The organism is Sphingobium sp. FG125 (genome assembly GCF_057809795.1).
Window position 1 is genome coordinate 230,709 of record NZ_JBMDKQ010000004.1, and the last position, 19,597, is coordinate 250,305.

The 19,597-nt window shown below is 64.7% G+C and carries 14 protein-coding genes; 7 read left to right on the forward strand and 7 right to left on the reverse strand.

The window, feature by feature from the left end:
• Positions 1 to 2: 2 nt before the first annotated feature.
• On the reverse strand, positions 3 to 1,454 hold the full coding sequence (locus ACODSR_RS05830; protein ID WP_489074555.1) for a helicase HerA domain-containing protein: 1,452 nt from the start codon (positions 1,452 to 1,454) through the stop codon (positions 3 to 5).
• Between the two features lie 122 nt (positions 1,455 to 1,576).
• Here ACODSR_RS05830 and ACODSR_RS05835 point away from each other — a divergent pair, with 122 nt between their 5' ends.
• Positions 1,577 to 3,445, forward strand: coding sequence for a methyl-accepting chemotaxis protein (locus ACODSR_RS05835; RefSeq protein ID WP_489074557.1), 1,869 nt, complete (start codon positions 1,577 to 1,579; stop codon positions 3,443 to 3,445).
• A gap of 63 nt (positions 3,446 to 3,508) precedes the next feature.
• Complete coding sequence (gene ppc / locus ACODSR_RS05840; RefSeq protein WP_489074642.1) at positions 3,509 to 6,211, forward strand: phosphoenolpyruvate carboxylase; 2,703 nt, start codon at positions 3,509 to 3,511, stop codon at positions 6,209 to 6,211.
• Positions 6,212 to 6,329: 118 nt separating this feature from the next.
• Here the strand turns inward: ppc and ACODSR_RS05845 are convergent, their stop codons facing one another.
• On the reverse strand, positions 6,330 to 6,881 hold the full coding sequence (locus tag ACODSR_RS05845) for an outer membrane protein (protein WP_489074559.1): 552 nt from the start codon (positions 6,879 to 6,881) through the stop codon (positions 6,330 to 6,332).
• Positions 6,882 to 7,195: 314 nt separating this feature from the next.
• Between ACODSR_RS05845 and ACODSR_RS05850 the strand changes: the two genes are divergently transcribed.
• Entirely contained in the window at positions 7,196 to 7,858 is a 663-nt protein-coding gene (locus ACODSR_RS05850; protein ID WP_489074561.1) for a peptidase, read from the forward strand.
• Positions 7,858 to 8,544 (forward strand): hypothetical protein, encoded by a 687-nt coding sequence (locus ACODSR_RS05855; RefSeq protein WP_489074563.1) that lies wholly within the window; start codon positions 7,858 to 7,860, stop codon positions 8,542 to 8,544. Before ACODSR_RS05850 ends, ACODSR_RS05855 begins: the two co-directional genes overlap by 1 nt.
• Before the next feature lie 207 nt (positions 8,545 to 8,751).
• On the opposite strand, the gene ACODSR_RS05860 is transcribed toward ACODSR_RS05855, so the two are convergent.
• Positions 8,752 to 9,204, reverse strand: coding sequence for a peptidylprolyl isomerase (locus ACODSR_RS05860; protein WP_489074565.1), 453 nt, complete (start codon positions 9,202 to 9,204; stop codon positions 8,752 to 8,754).
• Positions 9,205 to 9,372: 168 nt separating this feature from the next.
• On the opposite strand from ACODSR_RS05860, the gene mgtE reads away from it, so the two are divergent.
• On the forward strand, positions 9,373 to 10,806 hold the full coding sequence (gene mgtE, locus ACODSR_RS05865; protein WP_489074567.1) for a magnesium transporter: 1,434 nt from the start codon (positions 9,373 to 9,375) through the stop codon (positions 10,804 to 10,806).
• Positions 10,807 to 10,837: 31 nt separating this feature from the next.
• On the forward strand, positions 10,838 to 11,236 hold the full coding sequence (locus tag ACODSR_RS05870) for a DUF1489 family protein (protein WP_489074569.1): 399 nt from the start codon (positions 10,838 to 10,840) through the stop codon (positions 11,234 to 11,236).
• A gap of 902 nt (positions 11,237 to 12,138) precedes the next feature.
• Here the strand turns inward: ACODSR_RS05870 and ACODSR_RS05875 are convergent.
• The 4 genes from ACODSR_RS05875 to ACODSR_RS05890 form a co-directional block, all read right to left on the reverse strand.
• Positions 12,139 to 13,524, reverse strand: coding sequence for a UdgX family uracil-DNA binding protein (locus ACODSR_RS05875; protein ID WP_489074571.1), 1,386 nt, complete (start codon positions 13,522 to 13,524; stop codon positions 12,139 to 12,141).
• A 163-nt stretch (positions 13,525 to 13,687) separates the two neighbouring features.
• On the reverse strand, positions 13,688 to 14,152 hold the full coding sequence (locus tag ACODSR_RS05880; RefSeq protein ID WP_489074573.1) for a hemerythrin domain-containing protein: 465 nt from the start codon (positions 14,150 to 14,152) through the stop codon (positions 13,688 to 13,690).
• Positions 14,153 to 14,210: 58 nt separating this feature from the next.
• Positions 14,211 to 14,558 carry a hypothetical protein gene (locus ACODSR_RS05885; protein ID WP_489074575.1) on the reverse strand — a complete coding sequence of 116 codons (348 nt, stop codon included), beginning with the start codon at positions 14,556 to 14,558 and terminating at the stop codon, positions 14,211 to 14,213.
• A gap of 87 nt (positions 14,559 to 14,645) precedes the next feature.
• On the reverse strand, positions 14,646 to 15,890 hold the full coding sequence (locus ACODSR_RS05890; RefSeq protein ID WP_489074577.1) for a putative DNA modification/repair radical SAM protein: 1,245 nt from the start codon (positions 15,888 to 15,890) through the stop codon (positions 14,646 to 14,648).
• A 104-nt stretch (positions 15,891 to 15,994) separates the two neighbouring features.
• Here ACODSR_RS05890 and ACODSR_RS05895 point away from each other — a divergent pair, with 104 nt between their 5' ends.
• On the forward strand, positions 15,995 to 19,582 hold the full coding sequence (locus tag ACODSR_RS05895) for a hydantoinase B/oxoprolinase family protein (RefSeq protein ID WP_489074579.1): 3,588 nt from the start codon (positions 15,995 to 15,997) through the stop codon (positions 19,580 to 19,582).
• Positions 19,583 to 19,597: the final 15 nt, after the last annotated feature.

Consider the following 19,597-nt stretch of genomic DNA (forward strand, 5'->3'; position numbering starts at 1 on the left):
TTTCACCCCTCTGCCACCGCCGTCGACAGGCCCAGCCCCGGCACGCCGATGGAGCGCTTGCCCGAAAAATCGGTGCGCGCGACGATGACGCCCAGTTTTTCCATATAGTCGATCAGGCGCCGGACCCGGCCCGGCGAACTGGTGCCGTAGGCCCGCGCCAGCGCTGCGTCGTCGGGGCAGGGGTGGCCCTGCATTGCGGCGCGCGCGATCAGCAGGAAGGGGGCCAGCATATCCTCCGGCAACGGATCGGCGGCCCGCATCGCGGGTTCCCAGCGGACATCGGCGGCATCCATCATCCCCGCCTGCGCCATGGCAAATCGCTTGCGGAAGGCGGGCAGGTCGAGCGGCGGGGTGCGCAACCCCTTCATCCGGCAACGCACGCCAAAATCCTGATAGAGGGTCGATATGCTCGGCGCAGCATCGCCCAGATCGGTAACGATTTCCTCCAGCACCGCCATCACCACCGGCTCATTCTGGCCGAAATCCAGTTCGGGCGCGGCGGGCTTGGCCTGTGGCGAATCGGCCAGTGCGCGGATAATCTCCTCAGCCGCGCGGGGTGGGGGATCGGCGCGGGGCGGCGCGACCGGGGCGGCATCCGACGCTTCGGGCGCAAACAGCAATTCCTGAAAATCCTCGCCGCTCGTCACCGGCGGCGCCATCAGCTTGTGCGTGCCACCGCGCGTGCTGGTCTTGACCGCGCCGATCTTCACGGCGACCGGGCGACGGCAGATCGCCGGACCCAGCGCCAGAAAACGCCCGCGCTCCAGATCGCGAATCTGCTCCGCCTGCCGCCGCTCCATGCCCAGCAGGTCGGCGGCACGCGCCATGTCGATGTCCAGAAAGGTGCGCCCCATCAGGAAGTTGGAGGCTTCCGCCGCGACATTCTTGGCCAGCTTCGCCAGCCGCTGCGTCGCGATGACGCCTGCCAAGCCGCGCTTGCGCCCCCGGCACATCAAATTGGTCATCGCCGCCAGCGACACCCGGCGCGCCTCGTCGGACACGTCGCCAGCCGCGGCGGGGGCGAACATCTGCGCCTCGTCCACCACCACCAGAGCAGGATACCAATGGTCGCGCGGCGCATCGAACAGGGCGTTCAGGAAAGACGCGGCGCATTTCATCTGGGCGTCAATCTCCAGCGCCTCCAGGCTCAGCACCACCGACGCGCGATGCTCGCGAATCCGCGTCGCCATCTTGACGATCTCGCGCTCATTATAGTCGCCCGCGTCAATCACCACATGGCCATAATTATCGGCCAGCGTGACGAAATCCCCCTCCGGGTCGATCACCACCTGCTGCACCAGCGGGGCGCTCTCCTCCAGCAGGCGGCGCAGCAGATGCGACTTGCCCGACCCCGAATTGCCCTGGACGAGCAGCCGGGTGGCAAGCAATTCCTCCACGTCGACCATCACGTCCTTGCCGTGGCTGTCGGTTCCTATGCTGATGCTGGCGGTCACGCTCGTCCTTTGGCCCAGTGAGCCGGGTTGGCGCAAGAAGAAGCTTGCTCACCAATTTTCAACCAGTCTGCGTTAACCGTGAGAAGATGGTAAAGAAGTCCCTCCTCTTTCAGGCCCGACATATGTTGCGCAGGCGTGCATTGCTGGCGGGCAGCAACAATCTGGGGGACACGATGGTGCCGCTTGGCGGCGTCATCCTGCTGGCCATAATCGGCACCGCCATCCTCCTTGGCCTGCTCAGCGCCCAGATCGAAAGCAATGCCGACGCCTACCTCCATCGCGTCGTCAATGGCGCGTTGCTGCGTGAGCGCGCGGCACTGGCCGATGCCGTCATGGCATCGGCGCGCTGGGACGATGCGGTCGACCATGTTTATGGCGGCTTCGACAGGGAATGGGCCGAAAGCAACCTCGCTACTGAAGTGGCCGATGCCTATGTGCTTGATGTCCGTGGACGCACCGTCTGGGCAGCGGCGGGCAGCGAGCTGCCCCGGCGCGCGCCTCGCCAGTCGCTGGATCGGGCGCTGGCCCTGCCTGTCTTGCATGATGTGATGGCGGCGCTGCCGCAGAGCCATCGCGCTGCGCTGGGCGAGCGCCAGGCGATCGTGCGTTTTGCCCGGTTGCAGGGGCAGGCGGTGATCCTGGCCGTCCGCGCGATCACGCCATGGAAAGACGTCGCCCGCCTGCCGTCCGGGGATTTGCGCTATCTGGTATTGACCAAGCCGATCGACGCGACGCTTCTGGCGGATATGAGCCGCACCAATCAATTGGCGCTGAAATGGAATGTCGGCACCACCGGGGACAGCGAAAGCGGGATTCGGGTCAAGGATATTACCGGCCAGGTCCTTGGGCAGGTGGAATGGCGCCGATCATCGGCAGGGGCCAAGGCGCTGCGCCAGATTATCCCCGCCATGGCCTGCATCATCCTGACATTCCTCGCCATGTCGGGCTGGCTGGCATGGCGGCTGGTCGCGGCGCATGGTGCTTTGCGCAAGCAGGTCCAGCTGTCGCGCGATGCGGAAAGTGAAGCGCGCACCGCCGCCCAGCAGGCCAGCGACGCGCTGGTGCAGGCGGAAGCCGCCCGTCGGGCACTGGCCGCCAGCGCCGATCAGGTCGCGACCGAGGAACGGCGCCATCAGGAAGAATTGCGGCGCAACGGGCGCGTGATAGCGGAGGCGCTGGAACGATCCATGGCCGTGCTGGTGGCCCGATTGTTCGAAACAGCCGCCGCGCTTGAACATAGCGCCGACGATACGATGCGCACGATCGACGAGCAGCAGCGGCATGTCGATACCGTAACCGCGCGTGCACGCGATACTGCCGGGTCGGCCCAGGCGATTACCGCGACCATTGACGAACTGAGCGCATCGATCGGTGCTTTCACCGGCACCGCCTATGACATCCGCGAATCGGCGGCAACCGCCAGTGGCCAGTCCGCCGCTGCGCATTACGCCAATGATAATCTGCGCCGCCATGTTGGCAGCGTCAACGAAGCCACCAAGCTGATTGCGGAGATTACCGGCCAGACCAATCTTCTGGCGCTCAATGCGACGATCGAGGCGGCCCGCGCCGGGGAAGCGGGACGCGGCTTCGTGATCGTCGCCAATGAAGTCAAGGCGCTGGCTGCCCAGACGGCCCAGACCACGCGTGAAATTCAGGCGCGTGCCGACGGCATAGAGCAGGCCGCGGAGCAGACGTTCGCGCTGGTCGGGTCGGTCGACACCGTCCTCGCCAGTCTGGTCGAGGCGATCGGGGTGGCCGCATCCTCCGCCCAGCAACAGCTTGCCTCGGTGGAGGATATTCAGCGGGTTTCCCGTTCGGTCGCGCTGGATGCGGGTGCAACCAATCAGGCAGTCGATGCGATTTCCGATGCACTGCGTCATTCGGCGCAGGCCGCCGCCACGACGCGGGCACAGGGCGCAGCCGTGCGACAAGGGGTCGAACAGGTGCAGGCTGAGTTCGGACGCCTGATCGAGGCGCTCAAGGCGGCCTGAACATGGCTGTAAAGCGATGGGAACTGCTTGACCCATTCCCTGTTGCAATGCAGCATCGTTACCATGGCGACTCTCTCCTCCTCCGCATCCGCTCCTGCGATCACGCAGAACCCTGACATCCGCTATCTGGGGCGCCTGCTGGGCGACGTGATCCGGGCCTATGGCGGGGAAAGCCTCTATCGCCAGACCGAATATATCCGCTCCGCCTCGGTCGATCGGGCGCGCGGCATCCAGGGGGCGGATTTTGTCGATACCGGGCTGGATGCGCTCAGCCTCGACGACACGCTCAATTTCGTGCGCGGCTTCATGCTTTTCTCGATGCTCGCCAATCTGGCGGAGGACCGGCAGGGGATAGCGGCCGAACCGGGGGCCGATGTCGCGTCGGCCATCGCCCGGCTGGATTCGCATGGCATTGATCGCGACGCCGTGCTGGGCCTGCTGGCGCACAGCCTGATCGTCCCCGTCCTCACCGCCCACCCGACCGAGGTGCGGCGCAAGAGCATGATCGATCACAAGAACCGCATCGCCGACCTGATGCTGCTCAAGGATGCAGGCCGCGAAGAGACGGACGATGGCGAAAATCTGGACGAGGCGATCTTCCGCCAGATCGCCCTGCTGTGGCAGACTCGTCCGTTGCGCCGGGAAAAATTGTTCGTCGCGGATGAGATCGACAATGTCCTCGCCTATTTCCGCGACACCTTCCTGCCGGTGCTGCCCGCCCTCTATGCCCGGTGGGAGCGGGTGCTGGGCGCGCGTCCGCAAAGTTTCCTGCGCGTGGGCAGTTGGATCGGCGGCGACCGTGACGGCAATCCGTTCGTGCAGGCGCCCCAGCTCCAGTTCGCGCTCAAGCGCGGGGCGCAGGCGGCGCTGGCCTATTATCTCGACGCGCTGCACGCGCTGGGCGCTGAACTCTCGCTCTCGACCGAACTCGCCCATGTGCCGCAGGCGGTGCTGGACATTGCCGACGCCAGCGGCGACACGTCGCCCAGCCGGCAGGACGAACCCTATCGCCGCGCCCTGTCGGGCATCTACGCCCGGTTGGCCGCGACCTATGCGACGCTGACCGGTGGCCAGCCGCCGCGCCCGTCCGGCCTCAAAGGGCGGGCCTATGCCAGCCCAGCCGATTTCCGCCGCGATCTCGTCACCGTGGCGCAGGGGCTGGCGAGCGAGGGCAATGGCGCGCTGGCGAGCGGGGGCGCGCTTGGCCGCCTGATCCGCGCTGTCGAGACGTTCGGCTTCCATCTCGCCACGCTGGACATGCGACAGAATAGCGATGTGCATCAACGGGTTGTTGCAGAGCTGCTCAAGGTCGCCGGAGTTGAGCCGGACTATGCCGCGCTTGACGAATATGCCCGTATCGCGCTGCTGCGGCGGGAGTTGGCGAACAACCGTCCGCTGGGGTCGCGCTTTGCCGATTATTCGGAAGAGACCGCATCCGAACTGGCGATCGTCCACGCCGCCGCCGAAGCGCACCGCATCTACGGCCCGGCCTGCATCACCCATTATATCATTTCCAAGGCGGAAAGCGTGTCGGACCTGCTGGAGGTCAACATCCTGCTCAAGGAAGCGGGGCTGTGGCGCGCCGGTGTCGATGGCGCCCCGCCGCAGGCGTCGATCATGTCGATCCCGCTGTTCGAAACCATCGCCGACCTTGAGGCTGCGCCGCAGATCATGTCCGCCTATTTCGGCCTGCCCGAAATTGCCGGCGTAGTGAAGCAGCGCGGCCATCAGGAAGTGATGATCGGCTATTCGGACAGTAACAAGGATGGCGGCTACATCACATCGACCTGGAGCCTGTTCAAGGCGAGCAAGGCGCTGGAGCCGGTCTTTGCCGATGCGGGCGCGGCGATGCAGCTGTTCCACGGGCGCGGCGGCGCGGTCGGGCGCGGCGGTGGCTCCGCCTTCGCTGCGATCCAGGCGCAGCCGCGCGGCACGGTGCAGGGTCGCATCCGCATCACCGAACAGGGCGAGATGATCGCGGCGAAATTCGGATCGCGCGACGTTGCCATGACCAATTTGGAGGCGATGACCAGCGCGACCCTGCTCGCCAGTCTGGAGCCTGAAGGCATTTCGGACAAAGACGCCGCGCGCTTTGCAGGCGCGATGGACGAGCTGTCCAAAAACGCCTTCAACGCCTATCGCGACCTGGTGTACGGCACGGAGGGGTTCAAGGAATTTTTCCGTGAGCTTACGCCGATTCAAGAAATCTCCGGCCTCAAGATAGGCTCCCGCCCCGCCAGCCGCACCAAAAGCACGGCGATCGAGGATTTGCGAGCGATCCCCTGGGTGTTCAGCTGGGCGCAGGCGCGGGTTATGCTGCCCGGCTGGTACGGCGTGGGCCATGCGATTGCCGCGTTCGAGGACAAGGCGCTGCTCGCCGATATGGCGCAAAGCTGGTCCTTCCTGAAGTCCGCGATGGGCAATCTGGAAATGGTGCTGGCCAAATCTGACCTTGGCATCGCGGCCCATTATCTGCCGCTGGTGGAGGATCAGGCGCTGGCCGAACGACTGTTCGGTCGCATCCGCGAGGGCTGGGCGCAGACCCATGACGGGCTGCTCGCCGCCACTGGCCAGAGCCGTTTGCTGGAGAAGAATCCGACGCTGGAAACCTCGATCCGGCTGCGGCTGCCCTATATCGAGCCGCTCAATCTGCTCCAGGTCGAACTTTTGAAGCGCCACCGCGCGGGTGAGGATGATCCGCGCATCAAGGAAGGCATCGAACTGTCGATCAACGCCATCGCGACGGCGCTGCGTAATAGCGGCTAGTCGGGGAATCCGGGACGGCGGCAGTCCAATGCGCCGTCCCGGACCCCAGTCCCTGATCAGGGCGGACCCTGATCGGGGATTGGCCGGTGGGGCAGGCCGCTACAGCCCGCCAAACCTTTTAGAATTTCGCGACGACACCCGCCATCGGGCGGATCGATCGGAAATTGCCCATCGTGTCGGCCTGAACGCGCAAACGGATGTTGCTGCTCTGGGCCGATCCGCCCATGTCGGCGGGCGAGAGTTCCACGCCCGCGCCATAGGTGGTGCCATGGAAATCGCGGCTGTTGGGGCCGAGTGCGTCGAAATTGACCCACTTGTAACCGACCTTGCCGAAGATCAGGCTGTCCTTGCCCGCCTTCACGCCGACGCGGCCTGCGGCATTATATTCCCAGTCGATATCGCCCGACACGCCCTTGGACGCGCCACCTTCGACGCCGACGACCAGCGGGCCAGCGACGTTATAGTTCACGCCTGCGACGCCTTCGACCATACGGCCCTTATAGCCGACCGGCGGGATGCCTTCCTTGCCGGTTTCGCTGTCGAAATTATGCACGCCGCCCATCACGCCGACATAAGGCTCGATGCGACTGGTAGAGCCAGCCTGATCCTGGGCCATGGCGGCAGGAACAAAGGACGCGGCAGCAACTGCCGTCAAAAGCAGTGTCTTCATGGGTATGACCCTTTTTCTGTTGTGGATTGGTGCGACGGTGTGGACCCGCCGGGTCGCACGAACGAGCGCTGCAAGCGGCTCAGGCGACGGGGGATAAATGACCGGCCCTGTCCGAAGGTTTCCTGAACAGATCATAAAAATCGGGCAAAAGGCGATTATGTGACGGAAAAAGCACGCTTTCTGTCGCCCCGATGAACAAGAGCCGGCTTATCTGAACCTGCGATAAACGCTGGACGGCCGCCACCAAATCCATTCACAACCAATTCAACCGCCGGGCGTTACGCCATGATCAGATGGAGAAGAGGAGAAAGACGATGACGGGCTTCCGACATCGGATTGCGGCCATGATAGGATTGGCAGGCGCGCTCGCACTGGGCGGCTGCGCCTATGATGACGGCTATGGTTATGGCGGCGTGAGTGTCGGCACCGGTTACTATGGCGGTGGTGGCTATTATGGCGACGGCTATTATGGCCCGACCGGCTATTATCAGCCCGGCCTCTATAACGGCTGGCACGACAATGTTTATTATCCCGGCACAGGCTATTATGTCTATGACCGCAATGGCCGTCGCCAGCGCTGGAACGACGGGCAGCGCCGATATTGGGAAGGCCGCCGCGCGGAGCGCCGCGATGACCGACGGGACGACCGGAATTACGGCCAGTGGCGAGGCCGCGATCGCGACGGTCGAGATGGGCGCTGGCAGGGCCGTGACGGCCAGGCCGGCAATGGCCAGAATGGCAACTGGACCAATCGCCCCCGCCCGCCGCAGGGGACGGGCACCCCGCGCGGTCGCGGCAACTGGCGCGGCAATGACGCGGTGCGCCCCACGCCCCAGCCGGGCCTGCGCCAGCCCCAGACGCGCCCGCAAACAAGCCAGCCGCGCCCGCAGCGCGACTGGAGCGCCCGTCCGGCCCCGTCCGAACGCGCCGTCCGTTCGCGCGCGCCCGGTGCCTCGCGGCAGGAACGCCCTGACTGATGCGGGCCCCGGTACAGGCCACCGTCTTGCTCTCCCTCCTGCTCGTCGCGGCCTGCGACGGGCGGGAGGAGAGCGCGATCGACAATCTCGCCAATGGTGCCAATGCGGTGCAGGTGGAAAATAACGTCCGCGCCGAAGCGATGGCAGTGATGGAGCCGCTGACCCCGCCGGAACCGGGAACGCCCGGCGGCCTGCCCGACGATCGCACGCCGCTGGCGGAAGGCGCAATCGACCCCGATAGCGCGCAGGGCGCGGCGCAGGTGGTGCAGGGCTATTATGGCCTGCTGGAGGAAAAGCGCTTCGAGGATGCGCAGGATCTGTGGAACTCGACCGGCGCGATCGGCCAGCAGGACGACGCCCATTTCGCCGCGCGCTTCCGGGGGTTCAGCGAAATCCACGCCAATATCGGCGCACCCAGCGCGCCGGAGGGCGCGGCAGGCTCACTCTATGTCAGCGTACCGGTGCAGATTTACGGACGCCTCGCCGCCAATGGCAAGCCCTGGTACGCGCTGCGGCAGGTCGTGTTGCGCCGGGTCAACGACGTCCCCGCCTCAACCGGCGAACAGCGCCGCTGGCATATCGAGCGGATCGGGTCGTACACGCCGCCGGTAGTCGATGCAGCCGATAATGGCGCAGAGGCGTCGCAGGCCGTTTCCGCGACCGATGGGATGGCGGCGAAGCGTTAGCGACTTAAATCCTCCCCTTTAAGGGGAGGTGGCTGGCCGAAGGTCAGACGGAGGGGTGTTACCCTATCGAGAGGGCAACACCCCTCCACCATCGGCTACGCCGACGGTCCCCCTCCCCTTGCAGGGGAGGATTTTAAGATCGCACCCAAAAGAAAAGGCCCGCCTCCATGCTCTGGAGGCGGGCCATTTGTTTAGTCTTTCAGCCAATCAGGCGACGGTCGCCTTGACGATCTTGCCCGGCGTGCGCGGCGGCTCGCCCTTGGGCAGGGCGTCGACATGCTCCATGCCCGACGTCACTTCGCCCCACACGGTGTACTGGCCGTCCAGGAAGGTGGCATCGTCGAAGCAGATGAAGAACTGGCTGTTCGCGCTGTTCGGGTTGGACGAACGGGCCATCGAGCAGACGCCTCGGATATGCTTTTCGCGGCTGAATTCGGCCTTGATGTCGGGCAGCTTCGATCCGCCCATGCCGGTGCCGGTCGGGTCGCCGCCCTGCGCCATGAAACCGGGGATGACGCGGTGGAACACGACGCCGTCGTAAAAGCCCTCCTTGGCCAGCGTGGTGATGCGCTCGACATGGCCGGGGGCCAGGTCGGGCCGCAGCTTGATGACGACGTCGCCGCCACTGTCGAGGCTAAGGGTCAGGGTATCGTCAGCCATGAAAAATCCTCTCATTGGGGGAATGGGGTAGTGATGCCCCCATATAGAGGCTGCAAGTCACGATGGAAGCCCGTGTTTTGGGCTTCCGGTCGCTCTGCGCCATTGCAATTATATTGTGCATCGGCGAAAGGATCGCAATGCAACAGGAACCGGACAGTAGGGGGCGCCATGAGCGAGCGCGGCGACACAGCCCAGCCCCTGTTGGACGGGGATGACGCAGACGAAGCGATCGCTGCCGCGGCAGAATCGCGCCACGATGAGGATGACCGGCTAAAGCCAGAATTCGTCTCCGCCGTGCTGGACGCGGTGGAGGAGGGCGACGCCGAACGCGCGCGCGAACTCGTCTCGCCGCTGCACCCCGCCGACATTGCCGACCTTCTGGAACTGACCCCTGCCGACCGGCGGGGCGAAGTCGCTGCGGCGCTCGGCGATCTGGTCGGCGCGGAAGTGCTGTCCGAACTCAATGACTACGTCCGCGACGACCTGATCGGCGATCTGGCGCCCGAACAGGTGGCCGAATTCGCGTCCGAACTCGATACCGACGACGCTGTCGCCATGATCGAGGATATGGACGATGCCGATCAGCAGGCCGTCCTCGACGCGCTGGACCCCGAAGATCGCGCCGCGATCGAAAGCGCTTTGTCCTACCCGGAGGAATCGGCCGGCCGCCTGATGCAGCGCGATCTGGTCGCGGTGCCCGAACATATGACCGTGGGTCAGGTGATCGACTATCTGCGCGACCATGGCGACCTGACCACCGATTTCTGGGAAATTTATGTCGTCGATGCCAAGCATCGGCCGATCGGCTATTGCCAGCTCAGCTGGATTCTCACCTGCCCGCGCGCTATCGCCATGGCCGACCTGATGAAGCGCGAACAGACGTTGATCCCGGTCGACATGGATCAGGAGGAAGTCGCGTTGCGCTTCCAGAAATATGCGCTCATCTCCGCCGCGGTGGTCGATGGCAGCGGGCGGCTGGTCGGCATGATTACGGTCGATGACGTCGTTCACATCATTTCGCAAGAAGCGGGCGAGGACATCCTCCGCCTGTCGGGCGCGGGTGAGGGCGACATTAACGAACCGATCCTGATGACGGTGCGCGCGCGCCTGACCTGGCTGGTCGTCAACCTTGGCACCGCCATGCTCGCCGCCTCGGTCGTCGGCCTGTTTGAAGGGACGATCGAACGGTTCGCCATGCTCGCCGCGTTGATGGGCATCGTGTCGGGCATGGGCGGCAATGCGGGGACGCAGACGCTGGCCGTGGTCGTGCGCGCGCTCGCCACCAATCAGCTCACCAGTTCCAACACCGCGCGGATGATCGGCCGCGAATTTCGCATCGCCGCCACCAATGGCGCGACGCTCGGCACGCTGATCGGCATTGGCTCCTATGTGATTTACGGGCGGATGGACCTGTCGCTGGTGTTCGGCGCGGCGATCCTGACCAATAATCTGGTCGCGGGACTGGCGGGCGTGCTGGTGCCGATCACGCTGGAACGCCATGATGTCGATCCGGCCGTGTCCTCCGCCGTATTCGTGACGATGATGACCGATTCGCTCGGCTTTTTCAGCTTCCTGGGGCTGGCCACCCTTTTCCTGCGTTGAACCCCGGCCACGCCGTCCCCAGATCGCCGCCATGCCGCTGCACATCACCAAGATCGCCTTCCAGAGCGAAAGCCCCGCGACGCTCAAAGCCTGGTTGGAAAGCCACGCCGATGAAGCGCGGCTGACCACCCGCTATCTGCCCAAGCGGGTCGAGGAAATGGCGGGCGGTTCGCTCTACTGGATCCACGGCCACCGCATCGTCGGCCGCAGCCCGATCCTTGGCTTCGCCGAAACCGGGCAGGGCCGCCACTGGATCCGCCTCGAACCCCGCCTCATCCCCGTCCATCCCATGCCAAAGCGCGCGCATCAGGGCTGGCGCTATCTGGCGCAAGAGGACGCGCCGCGCGATCTGGGCGAGGGCGAAGAGGATGCCACCGCTGCCATGCCCGCCGCGATGCTGGGGGAACTGGCGAAACTGGGGTTGGTGTAGAGGCGCGCGCTCCGCTTCCTTCTCCCCGCCGGGGAGAAGGATGTGAAGCCTTGCCGCACACAGTGCGGTTAGGCGCAGTTGGAAGAGGGGGATCGACCACTAACGACCAGAAATTGCCGTTCTTGTCGCTGAGCAGGATTGCGGATTGCAGACATATAAAGCATGCCAGATGTCAGACTTGCAGAAGGCTACGCTTCCAGATGCGCAACATCGCCACCAGCATCCTCTTTGGATTTGGGCTATTCGTCTGGGTTTGCATTGGGACGGCCCTGTTGCCGATTTGGCTTTCGATCCTATTATCACCCCTCCCGATAGTCCTCCTCATGGCAACCTACTTGATCAAAGCGTTGAGACTGGAAAGAGCAGCAAAAATCACCCGATCCGACGTTTCAAAGTCAAAATAGGCACGCACCGTTCGCGCAGATTTAGCCATCCGACCAGAAACGACCAGAATCAGACGTATCCTGCTAGTTGGAAGGTTCTTGTTTGCAGACATGAAATAGGCAGGTAAGCACCGCGCTATAACAGCTTACGCAATTAGCGATATTCTGGAGGAAGCGTTTGATACGTGCGGCTCAAGGGTTGGGATGTGCGCTAACGATAATACTGTTTGGCGCATTATTTGCCACATCCGCCAATCCTCGCGATCATGTCTGGGGACAGCTCATCGGAGCGTGGGGCATTGGTTTAGGCGTAGCTATCGCTCTGCCGTCATGGCCCATTGTCAAAGCAGCGAGATTAGGGCTTATCTTAGGGGCGGTGATTTTTCTTTTCTGGTGCAGCTCGCAGCAGCCTTAAACCGACGACAACACGGATAATCGCGACGACTGCGATTTAGTGTCAGCTTTTATCTGGGTGTCGGTGCGAAGCAGCCCGTCCGCTTCCCACCCCATGCAACCCTTTCACCCCAATCCCCTCACCCGCTCCCCCACCATGCGCAACTCCTCGACAAACCGCGCCCGCTCCTCCGCCGCTTTCGTCGCGTCGGGCAGCCGCAGCAAATAGCTCGGATGTACCGTGATCCAGGCTTCCGCGCCGTCCGCCAGCGGGATCGGCGCACCGCGCACCTTGCCGATCGCCACCGCCTTGCCCAGCAGGGCGCGCGCCGCCGTTGCGCCCAGCGCCACGATCACGCGCGGGCGGACCAGCGCCAGTTCCTGTTCCAGCCACCATCGGCACGCCTGCACCTCGCCCGCCTGTGGGGTCTGGTGGATGCGGCGTTTGCCGCGCGGTTCATATTTGAAATGTTTGACCGCGTTGGTGACATAGGCGCGCGCGCGATCCACCTCGGCTTCGGCCAGCGCCGCGTCGAACAATTGCCCCGCCGGACCGACAAAGGGCCGCCCGGCCAGATCCTCCTGATCGCCTGGCTGCTCGCCGATGAACAGCAGGGGGGCGTCGACCTGCCCTTCCCCAAACACCGTCTGCGTCGCGGGGCCGTGGAGCGGGCAGCGGGTGCAGCCGCGCGCTTCCTCGCGTAGCGCGGTCCAGGCGGCCATCGCGTTGCCGGGCCGTTTCGTAGGCGTAGGGGCGGTGGCGATCATCGCCGCCTCGCGCGCCTGCGCGCCTGCAACCAGCGCGGGGATCAGCGCCGCTTCGGGCAGATTGCGCCAATATTTCCTGGGCATTTCGGACAGCATCGCCCCGACTTTCAGCCGTGCGGGATTGAAGATGGCGGCATAATAGCCCTTCCACACATCCTCCACCGGGTCATCCCCCGGCGCGTCGCCCCGCCCCTCGGTCAACGTCTCGCCATCCCAGTGGATGCTGGCCTCCGGCGTCAGGATCGACCAGCGCATTGTCGCAAAGCGCCGCACGAAAAAGCCGGCATTGGCCCGCACGATATGCTGCTCCGGCTCGAACCAGGCGATAAAGCGCGTGCCATCCGGATCCTCCAGCGCGCGGAAGCGGATGAAGGCGCGCATCTTGTGGATGTCGCGCCGCACCGCCTTGGCCAGCCCTTCGATCCGGCGCAGCAGCGGATCAGCCTTGTCCTCCATCGTGCCGGGCCGGTCGCGCAGCCGCACCAGCAGCGCGTAAAGCAGGGCAAAACGCTGCGGATCGCGATGCAGGATCGCTCTTCGGGCCAGATCAACAAAGGCGCGCGGCACTGCGAACGCGGCCTGCGCCGCCAAGGGTGGCGGCGTATCGCTGGCAAACAGGTCGCCGCCGTCATCGCCCACCTGCCAGACGATATCGGCAGGATCGACCCCGGCCAGCGCAAAGCCACGCGCCGCTGCCCGCCAGCCGTCAAAATCATCCGGGGCGGCCAGCGACGCGCGATACATAGGTGTTTATACCAACATGCAATGATTGTGACTCATCTCCCCTCCCCGGCGGGGAGGGGGAGCGAGGCGAAGCTGAGCGTCTGCGCTGGCGGCAGCACACCCCCACCCGACATCCTCCTCAAGGGGGAGGAGAATTATGGATCAAGATTATCATATGTTGGGCTTAGCTGTCGGCCTCGGCGCGGGCCAGTTCGGCGGGCTTGCGCTTGGCGAAGGTGGCGGCGAGTTTCTTTTCCTCATCCGCCGTCAATTCCTTCGCGGCGGCGGGGAACATCTCTTCCTCTTCCTCGTCGATATGGTGGAGGTAGCGTTCCTTCATCTTCGCGAATTTCTTGCGCCACGCTTCGCCGTCGAATTTCAACTCGGCCAGCTCTTCCAGATAATCGTCGATTTCCTTATGCTCGGATACGCTATGCTGCGCATCTTCGCGCAGGTCGGGGCGCGCCAACATGGTGGCGTAGAGCGTTTCTTCCTCCGCCGCGGCGTGGGCGGTCACTTCAACCTTGAACTGGTCGAACAATTTTTCCAGCCGATCGGCATCATCCTTCGCGTCCGCCATTTTGGCGAACAGCTGGCGATGCGCGTCATGATCCTGTTTCAGACGGTCGAAAATCGTGGCGTTGGCCATGGCAATATCTCCTCCAGATGCTGGGAGGAGAACGACGGAATCTGCAATTAGGTCCGTGTCAGCCGAACAGGAAGCGGAAGATGATGGCGACCGGTATCCACAGCATCGCGCCGACCAAGCTGGCAACCCACAACTGGAGCAGGTCGCGACGGAAGCGCAGCGCCAGCCCGCTGTGCGAAAGGTCGCTGCGTTCCAGCATCTGCCAGCGCCGCTCCAGCCCGCGCGCCGCCACGGCAAAGCCGCCGATTGCGACGATGATGCCCAGATGCAGCACCAACGATCCACCCATCTTGGCGACGATGAAGATCTGCAACAGGCAGAAGGTGACAAGCGCGGCCGCCAGATGCGTGCTGATGCGCTTTGCGTAGCCGACGCGGCGGCTGCCGATGGCATGACTGTCGAACATTGCCGCCAAGACCCTGACCCCCTTGGATGACCTAGCCCCAAGAGTTTCACGAACCACCCGCGCGATCAACCGCAAAATGCGTCTTTTTCATGAAAAAAGGTCGAGTTGCGCGGGGGCAGGGACCATCTGGCGACGCAGGTCGGCCTGGTCGGCCAGTTGCAGCGGTCGCCAGTCGCTGGCAATCAGGAATGGGCGCAGCTTCTTGATCGACGTCGTCAGCCGCGCCACATCATCCAGCCGCAAGCGGCGATGGCGGCGACTGGCCAATATGCGGTTGACTGCCTTCACCCCCAGTCCCGGCACGCGCAGCAGCATCTCGCGCGGGGCGCGGTTTACATCGACCGGAAAAATCCCGCGATGCCGCAGCGCCCAGGCCAGCTTGGGGTCGATGTCGAGCGGCAGGCATCCCGTCAGCGGATCGGTCGCGCTCGCCACTTCGTCGGCCGCATAGCCGTAAAAGCGCATCATCCAGTCCGACTGGTAGAGCCGATGTTCGCGCAGCAATGGCGGACGCTTGAGCGGCAGCACGGCGCTCGGCGAAGGGATCGGCGAAAAAGCGCTATAATAGACCCGCCGCAACCGGTGCCGGTCATAGAGGCTGCTGGCGCGCGTGATGATCGCGCTGTCGCTGGCATCGTCCGCGCCCACGATCATCTGGGTCGATTGGCCGGCGGGGGCAAAGCGCGGCGCATGGCGATATTTGCGCCGCGCCTCACCCATATCCTCCATCGCGCTCCGCATCCCCGCCATCGCGCCCTCGATCCGCCCGCCATTCTTTTCCGGGGCCAGCCGTTCCAGCCCCGCCTGTGTCGGCAATTCGACATTGATCGACAGACGGTCGGCAAACAGCCCCGCCTGATGCGACAGTTCGGGGTCGGCGTCGGGAATGGTCTTGAGGTGGATATAGCCGCGAAAATCATGCTCTTCACGCAGGCAGCGCGCCACCGCCACCATCTGCTCCATCGTATAGTCGGACGAAGCGATGATGCCCGACGAGAGGAACAGTCCCTCGATATAATTGCGGCGGTAGAAGCTGAGCGTCAGATCGACGACCTCGTGCACCGTGAAGCGCGCGCGCCGCACATCGCTCGACCGGCGGTTGATGCAATAATGGCAGTCGAAAATGCAGCTGTTGGTCAGCAATATCTTGAGCAGCGATATGCAGCGCCCGTCCGGCGCATAGGCATGGCAAATCCCCATCCCCTCGGTCGATCCGATCCCCTTGCCCCCGCGCGAATCGCGTTTGTTGGTGCCGGACGAGGCGCAGGACGCATCATATTTGGCCGCATCGGCCAGGATTTCGAGCTTTTGACGGGTGGAAAGGGCGACCATATTGTTCCTGATATGTTCTAAATCCCGCCCTGTCCACAATCTTGATCAATAGAGGGGCCGGGCGCGCACTTGCCATTGCGCGCCCGGCCCGCCATCACCCGCGCATGGACTGGCAATTCTGGATCGATCGCGGCGGCACCTTTACCGATGTGGTCGCGCGCGACCCGGATGGGCGACTGCACACCGCCAAATTACTGTCGAGCGACCCGGAACGCTATGTTGATGCCGCGGTGGAGGCGGTACGGCGGCTGACCGGGGCGGGGGAGGGCGTTATCCCGCCCTGTTCGTTGCGGATCGGCACGACCATCGCGACCAATGCCCTGCTGGAGCGCAAGGGCGAGCCGACCCTGCTTGCGATCACGCGCGGCTTCCGCGACGCGCTGCGCATCGGCTATCAGGACCGGCCGGACCTGTTCGCCCGGCATATCATTCTGCCCGACCCGCTCTATGCCCAAGTAGCGGAAATGGACGAGCGGGTGATGGCCGACGGAACGGTGCTCACGCCACTGGACCAGGAGGCGGCCCGCGCCGCACTGCAATCGGCCTATGACAGCGGCTTGCGCGCGATCGCTATCGTGCTGATGCACGGCTATCGTTATCCGGCGCATGAACAGGCGATCGCCGCGATCGCCGCCGATATCGGTTTCACCCAGATTTCGACCAGCCATGATGTCGCGCCGCTGATCAAGCTGATCGGGCGTGGCGACACGACTTTGGCCGACGCCTATCTCTCCCCGGTGCTGCGCGCCTATGTCGATGGCCTGCGCGAAGCGCTGGGCGATCAGGCCGACATGCTGTTCATGCAGTCGAGCGGCGGCCTGATCGACGGCAGCCTGTTCCGGGGCAAGGATGCGATACTGTCCGGCCCGGCGGGCGGCATTGTCGGCCTGGCCCGCACCGCAGAACAGGCCGGTTTCCGCGAAGTGATCGGCTTCGACATGGGCGGCACTTCGACCGATGTGTCGCATTATGCGGGGAGCTATGAGCGCGACAATGAGGCACGGGTGGCGGGAGTCCGCCTGCGCGCGCCGATGATGCGCATCCACACCATTGCTGCGGGCGGCGGCTCCATCTGTAGCTTCGTCGATGGCCGTTTCCGCGTTGGCCCGGAATCGGCGGGCGCAGTGCCGGGACCGGCCTGCTACCGGCGCGGCGGGCCGCTCACCATCACCGACTGCAACCTGCTGCTCGGCAAGATCCAGCCCGATCATTTCCCCAGCCTGTTCGGCCCGCATGGCGACCAGCCGCTCGATCCCGCCGCGGCGCAAACCCGCATCGCCGCCATCTGCGCGCAGGTGCAGGCGGAAACCGGCCGCATCCTGACCCCGCGCGACGCCGCGCAGGGCTTCATCGCCGTCGCCGTCGCCAGCATGGCCAACGCGATCAAGCGCATATCGGTCGCGCGCGGCCATGACGTGACGCGCTATACGCTGGCCAGCTTTGGCGGGGCAGGGGGGCAACATGCCTGCCTGGTCGCTGATGCGCTCGGCATGGACCGGGTAATGATCCATCCTTTAGGTGGGGTATTATCCGCCTATGGCATGGGCCTGGCTGATCGCCGCGCAGTGCGGGAGCGGACGCTGGCGCTGCCCCTCGACGCGCAGAATATGGCGCAACTCGATCAGGCGCTGGCGGCCCTTGCTGCCGACGCGCGCGCCGATTTGCCGCAGGCCGACCGGATCGAAACCCTGCTGCGGCTGCGCTATGACGGCACCGACAGCCTGTTCGACGTGCCGCTGGCAGACATCGACGCCATGCGCGCCGATTTCCTGACCCAGCATAGCGCCCGCTTCGGTTTTGTCGGACAGGGCCGCATCCTCATCGACATGGCGCGGGTCGAGGCGATTGCCGACACCAGCGAAGCGATGAGCGCCATCGTCACCATCGCCGCGCAACCTGCGCCACCGCTGGCTCATATCGACTATGCAGGCGAAACCGCCCCGGTCCACGACCGGGCGGGTCTGGCCGCCGCCAGCGTCATCGACGGCCCGGCGCTGATCATCGACCCGGTCTCCACCACCGCCGTGGAACCGGGCTGGCGCGCCCGGATCGACGCGATCGGCAATCTGATCCTCACCCGCCACACCCCCCGTCCAGCGCCGCAGACGGGGGACGCCAGCGCCGTCGATCCCGTCCGGCTCGAAGTCATGGGTGGCCTCTTCATGGCAATTGCCGAGGAAATGGGGGCCGCGCTCCAGAACAGCGCCTCCTCGGTCAATATCCGCGAACGGCTCGATTTTTCCTGCGCGCTGTTCGATGCGACGGGCAATCTTGTCGCCAATGCTCCGCATATGCCGGTCCATCTGGGCAGCATGGGCGACAGCATCCGCACGATCATGGCGCGGCGCGGCACCGGAGCAGACGGGCAGCCGATTGACGGGCGCGGGATGCAGTCGGGTGACGTCTACGTCCTCAACGCCCCCTATGATGGCGGCACCCATCTGCCCGACGTCACCGTCGTCATGCCGGTGTTTGTCCATAAAGACGCCGCGCCTGCCTATTATGTCGCGGCGCGCGGCCATCATGCCGATATTGGCGGCATCACCCCCGGCTCGATGCCGCCGGGCAGCATGAGCGTCGAGGAAGAAGGCGTCATCCTCGACAATATGCTGCTGGTCGATCGCGGCACGTTCCGCGAAGCCGATATCCGCGCGCTGCTGGCGTCGGGACGATGGCCTGCACGCAATATCGACCAGAATGTCGCCGACCTCACTGCCCAGATCGCCGCCTGCGCGCGCGGCAGTCAGGAACTGTTACGGATAAGCAACGATTATGGCCCGGCCACCGTCGCCGCCTATATGGCCCATGTCGAGGATCAGGCCGAAGCTGCCGTCCGCCGCCTCATCACCCGCCTGTCCGACGGCCAATTCACCTATGCGATGGATAATGGTGCGATTGTTCAGGTCGCTGTCCGGGTTGATCACGCGACCTGTTCCGCCACCGTCGATTTCACCGGATCGTCGGCCCAGCTTCCCGGCAATTTCAACGCCCCCGTCTCGGTCGTCCGCGCCGCCGTCCTTTACGTCATACGCACCCTGATCGACGAGGCGGTGCCGATGAACGACGGCTGTTTGAAGCCGATCACCATCATCGTTCCTAAAGGCTCGATGCTCCGTCCCCGCCACCCTGCCGCCGTGGTCGCGGGCAATGTCGAAACCAGCCAGGTCGTCACCGACGCGCTGTTCGGCGCTTTGGGCGTGATGGCCGGGGCGCAGGGGACGATGAACAATCTGACCTTTGGCAATGCCCGCCACCAATATTATGAGACGATCGCGGGCGGCTCCGGCGCTGGCCCGGACTTCGACGGCGCGCCGGTGGTGCAGACCCACATGACCAACAGCCGCCTGACCGATCCCGAAATCCTCGAAACCCGTTTCCCGGTACTGCTGGAAGAATTTGCGATCCGCCCCGGCTCCGGCGGGCCGGGCTTTCACAAGGGCGGCGACGGTGCGCTGCGCCGCATCCGTTTTCTGGAGGATATGACCGCCGGCATCCTCTCCAACCGCCGCATCGTCCCGCCCTTCGGCGTGGCTGGCGGCGCGCCGGGCAGCCCCGGCCGCAACGCGATCGAACGGGCTGACGGCAACGTCGAACCGCTTGGCCCCACCGCCACCGCCCATATGCAGGCAGGCGATATTTTCATTATCGAAACCCCCGGTGGCGGCGGCTTCGGCGTGTCTGATCCCGCTTGACAAGACACCCCTGCG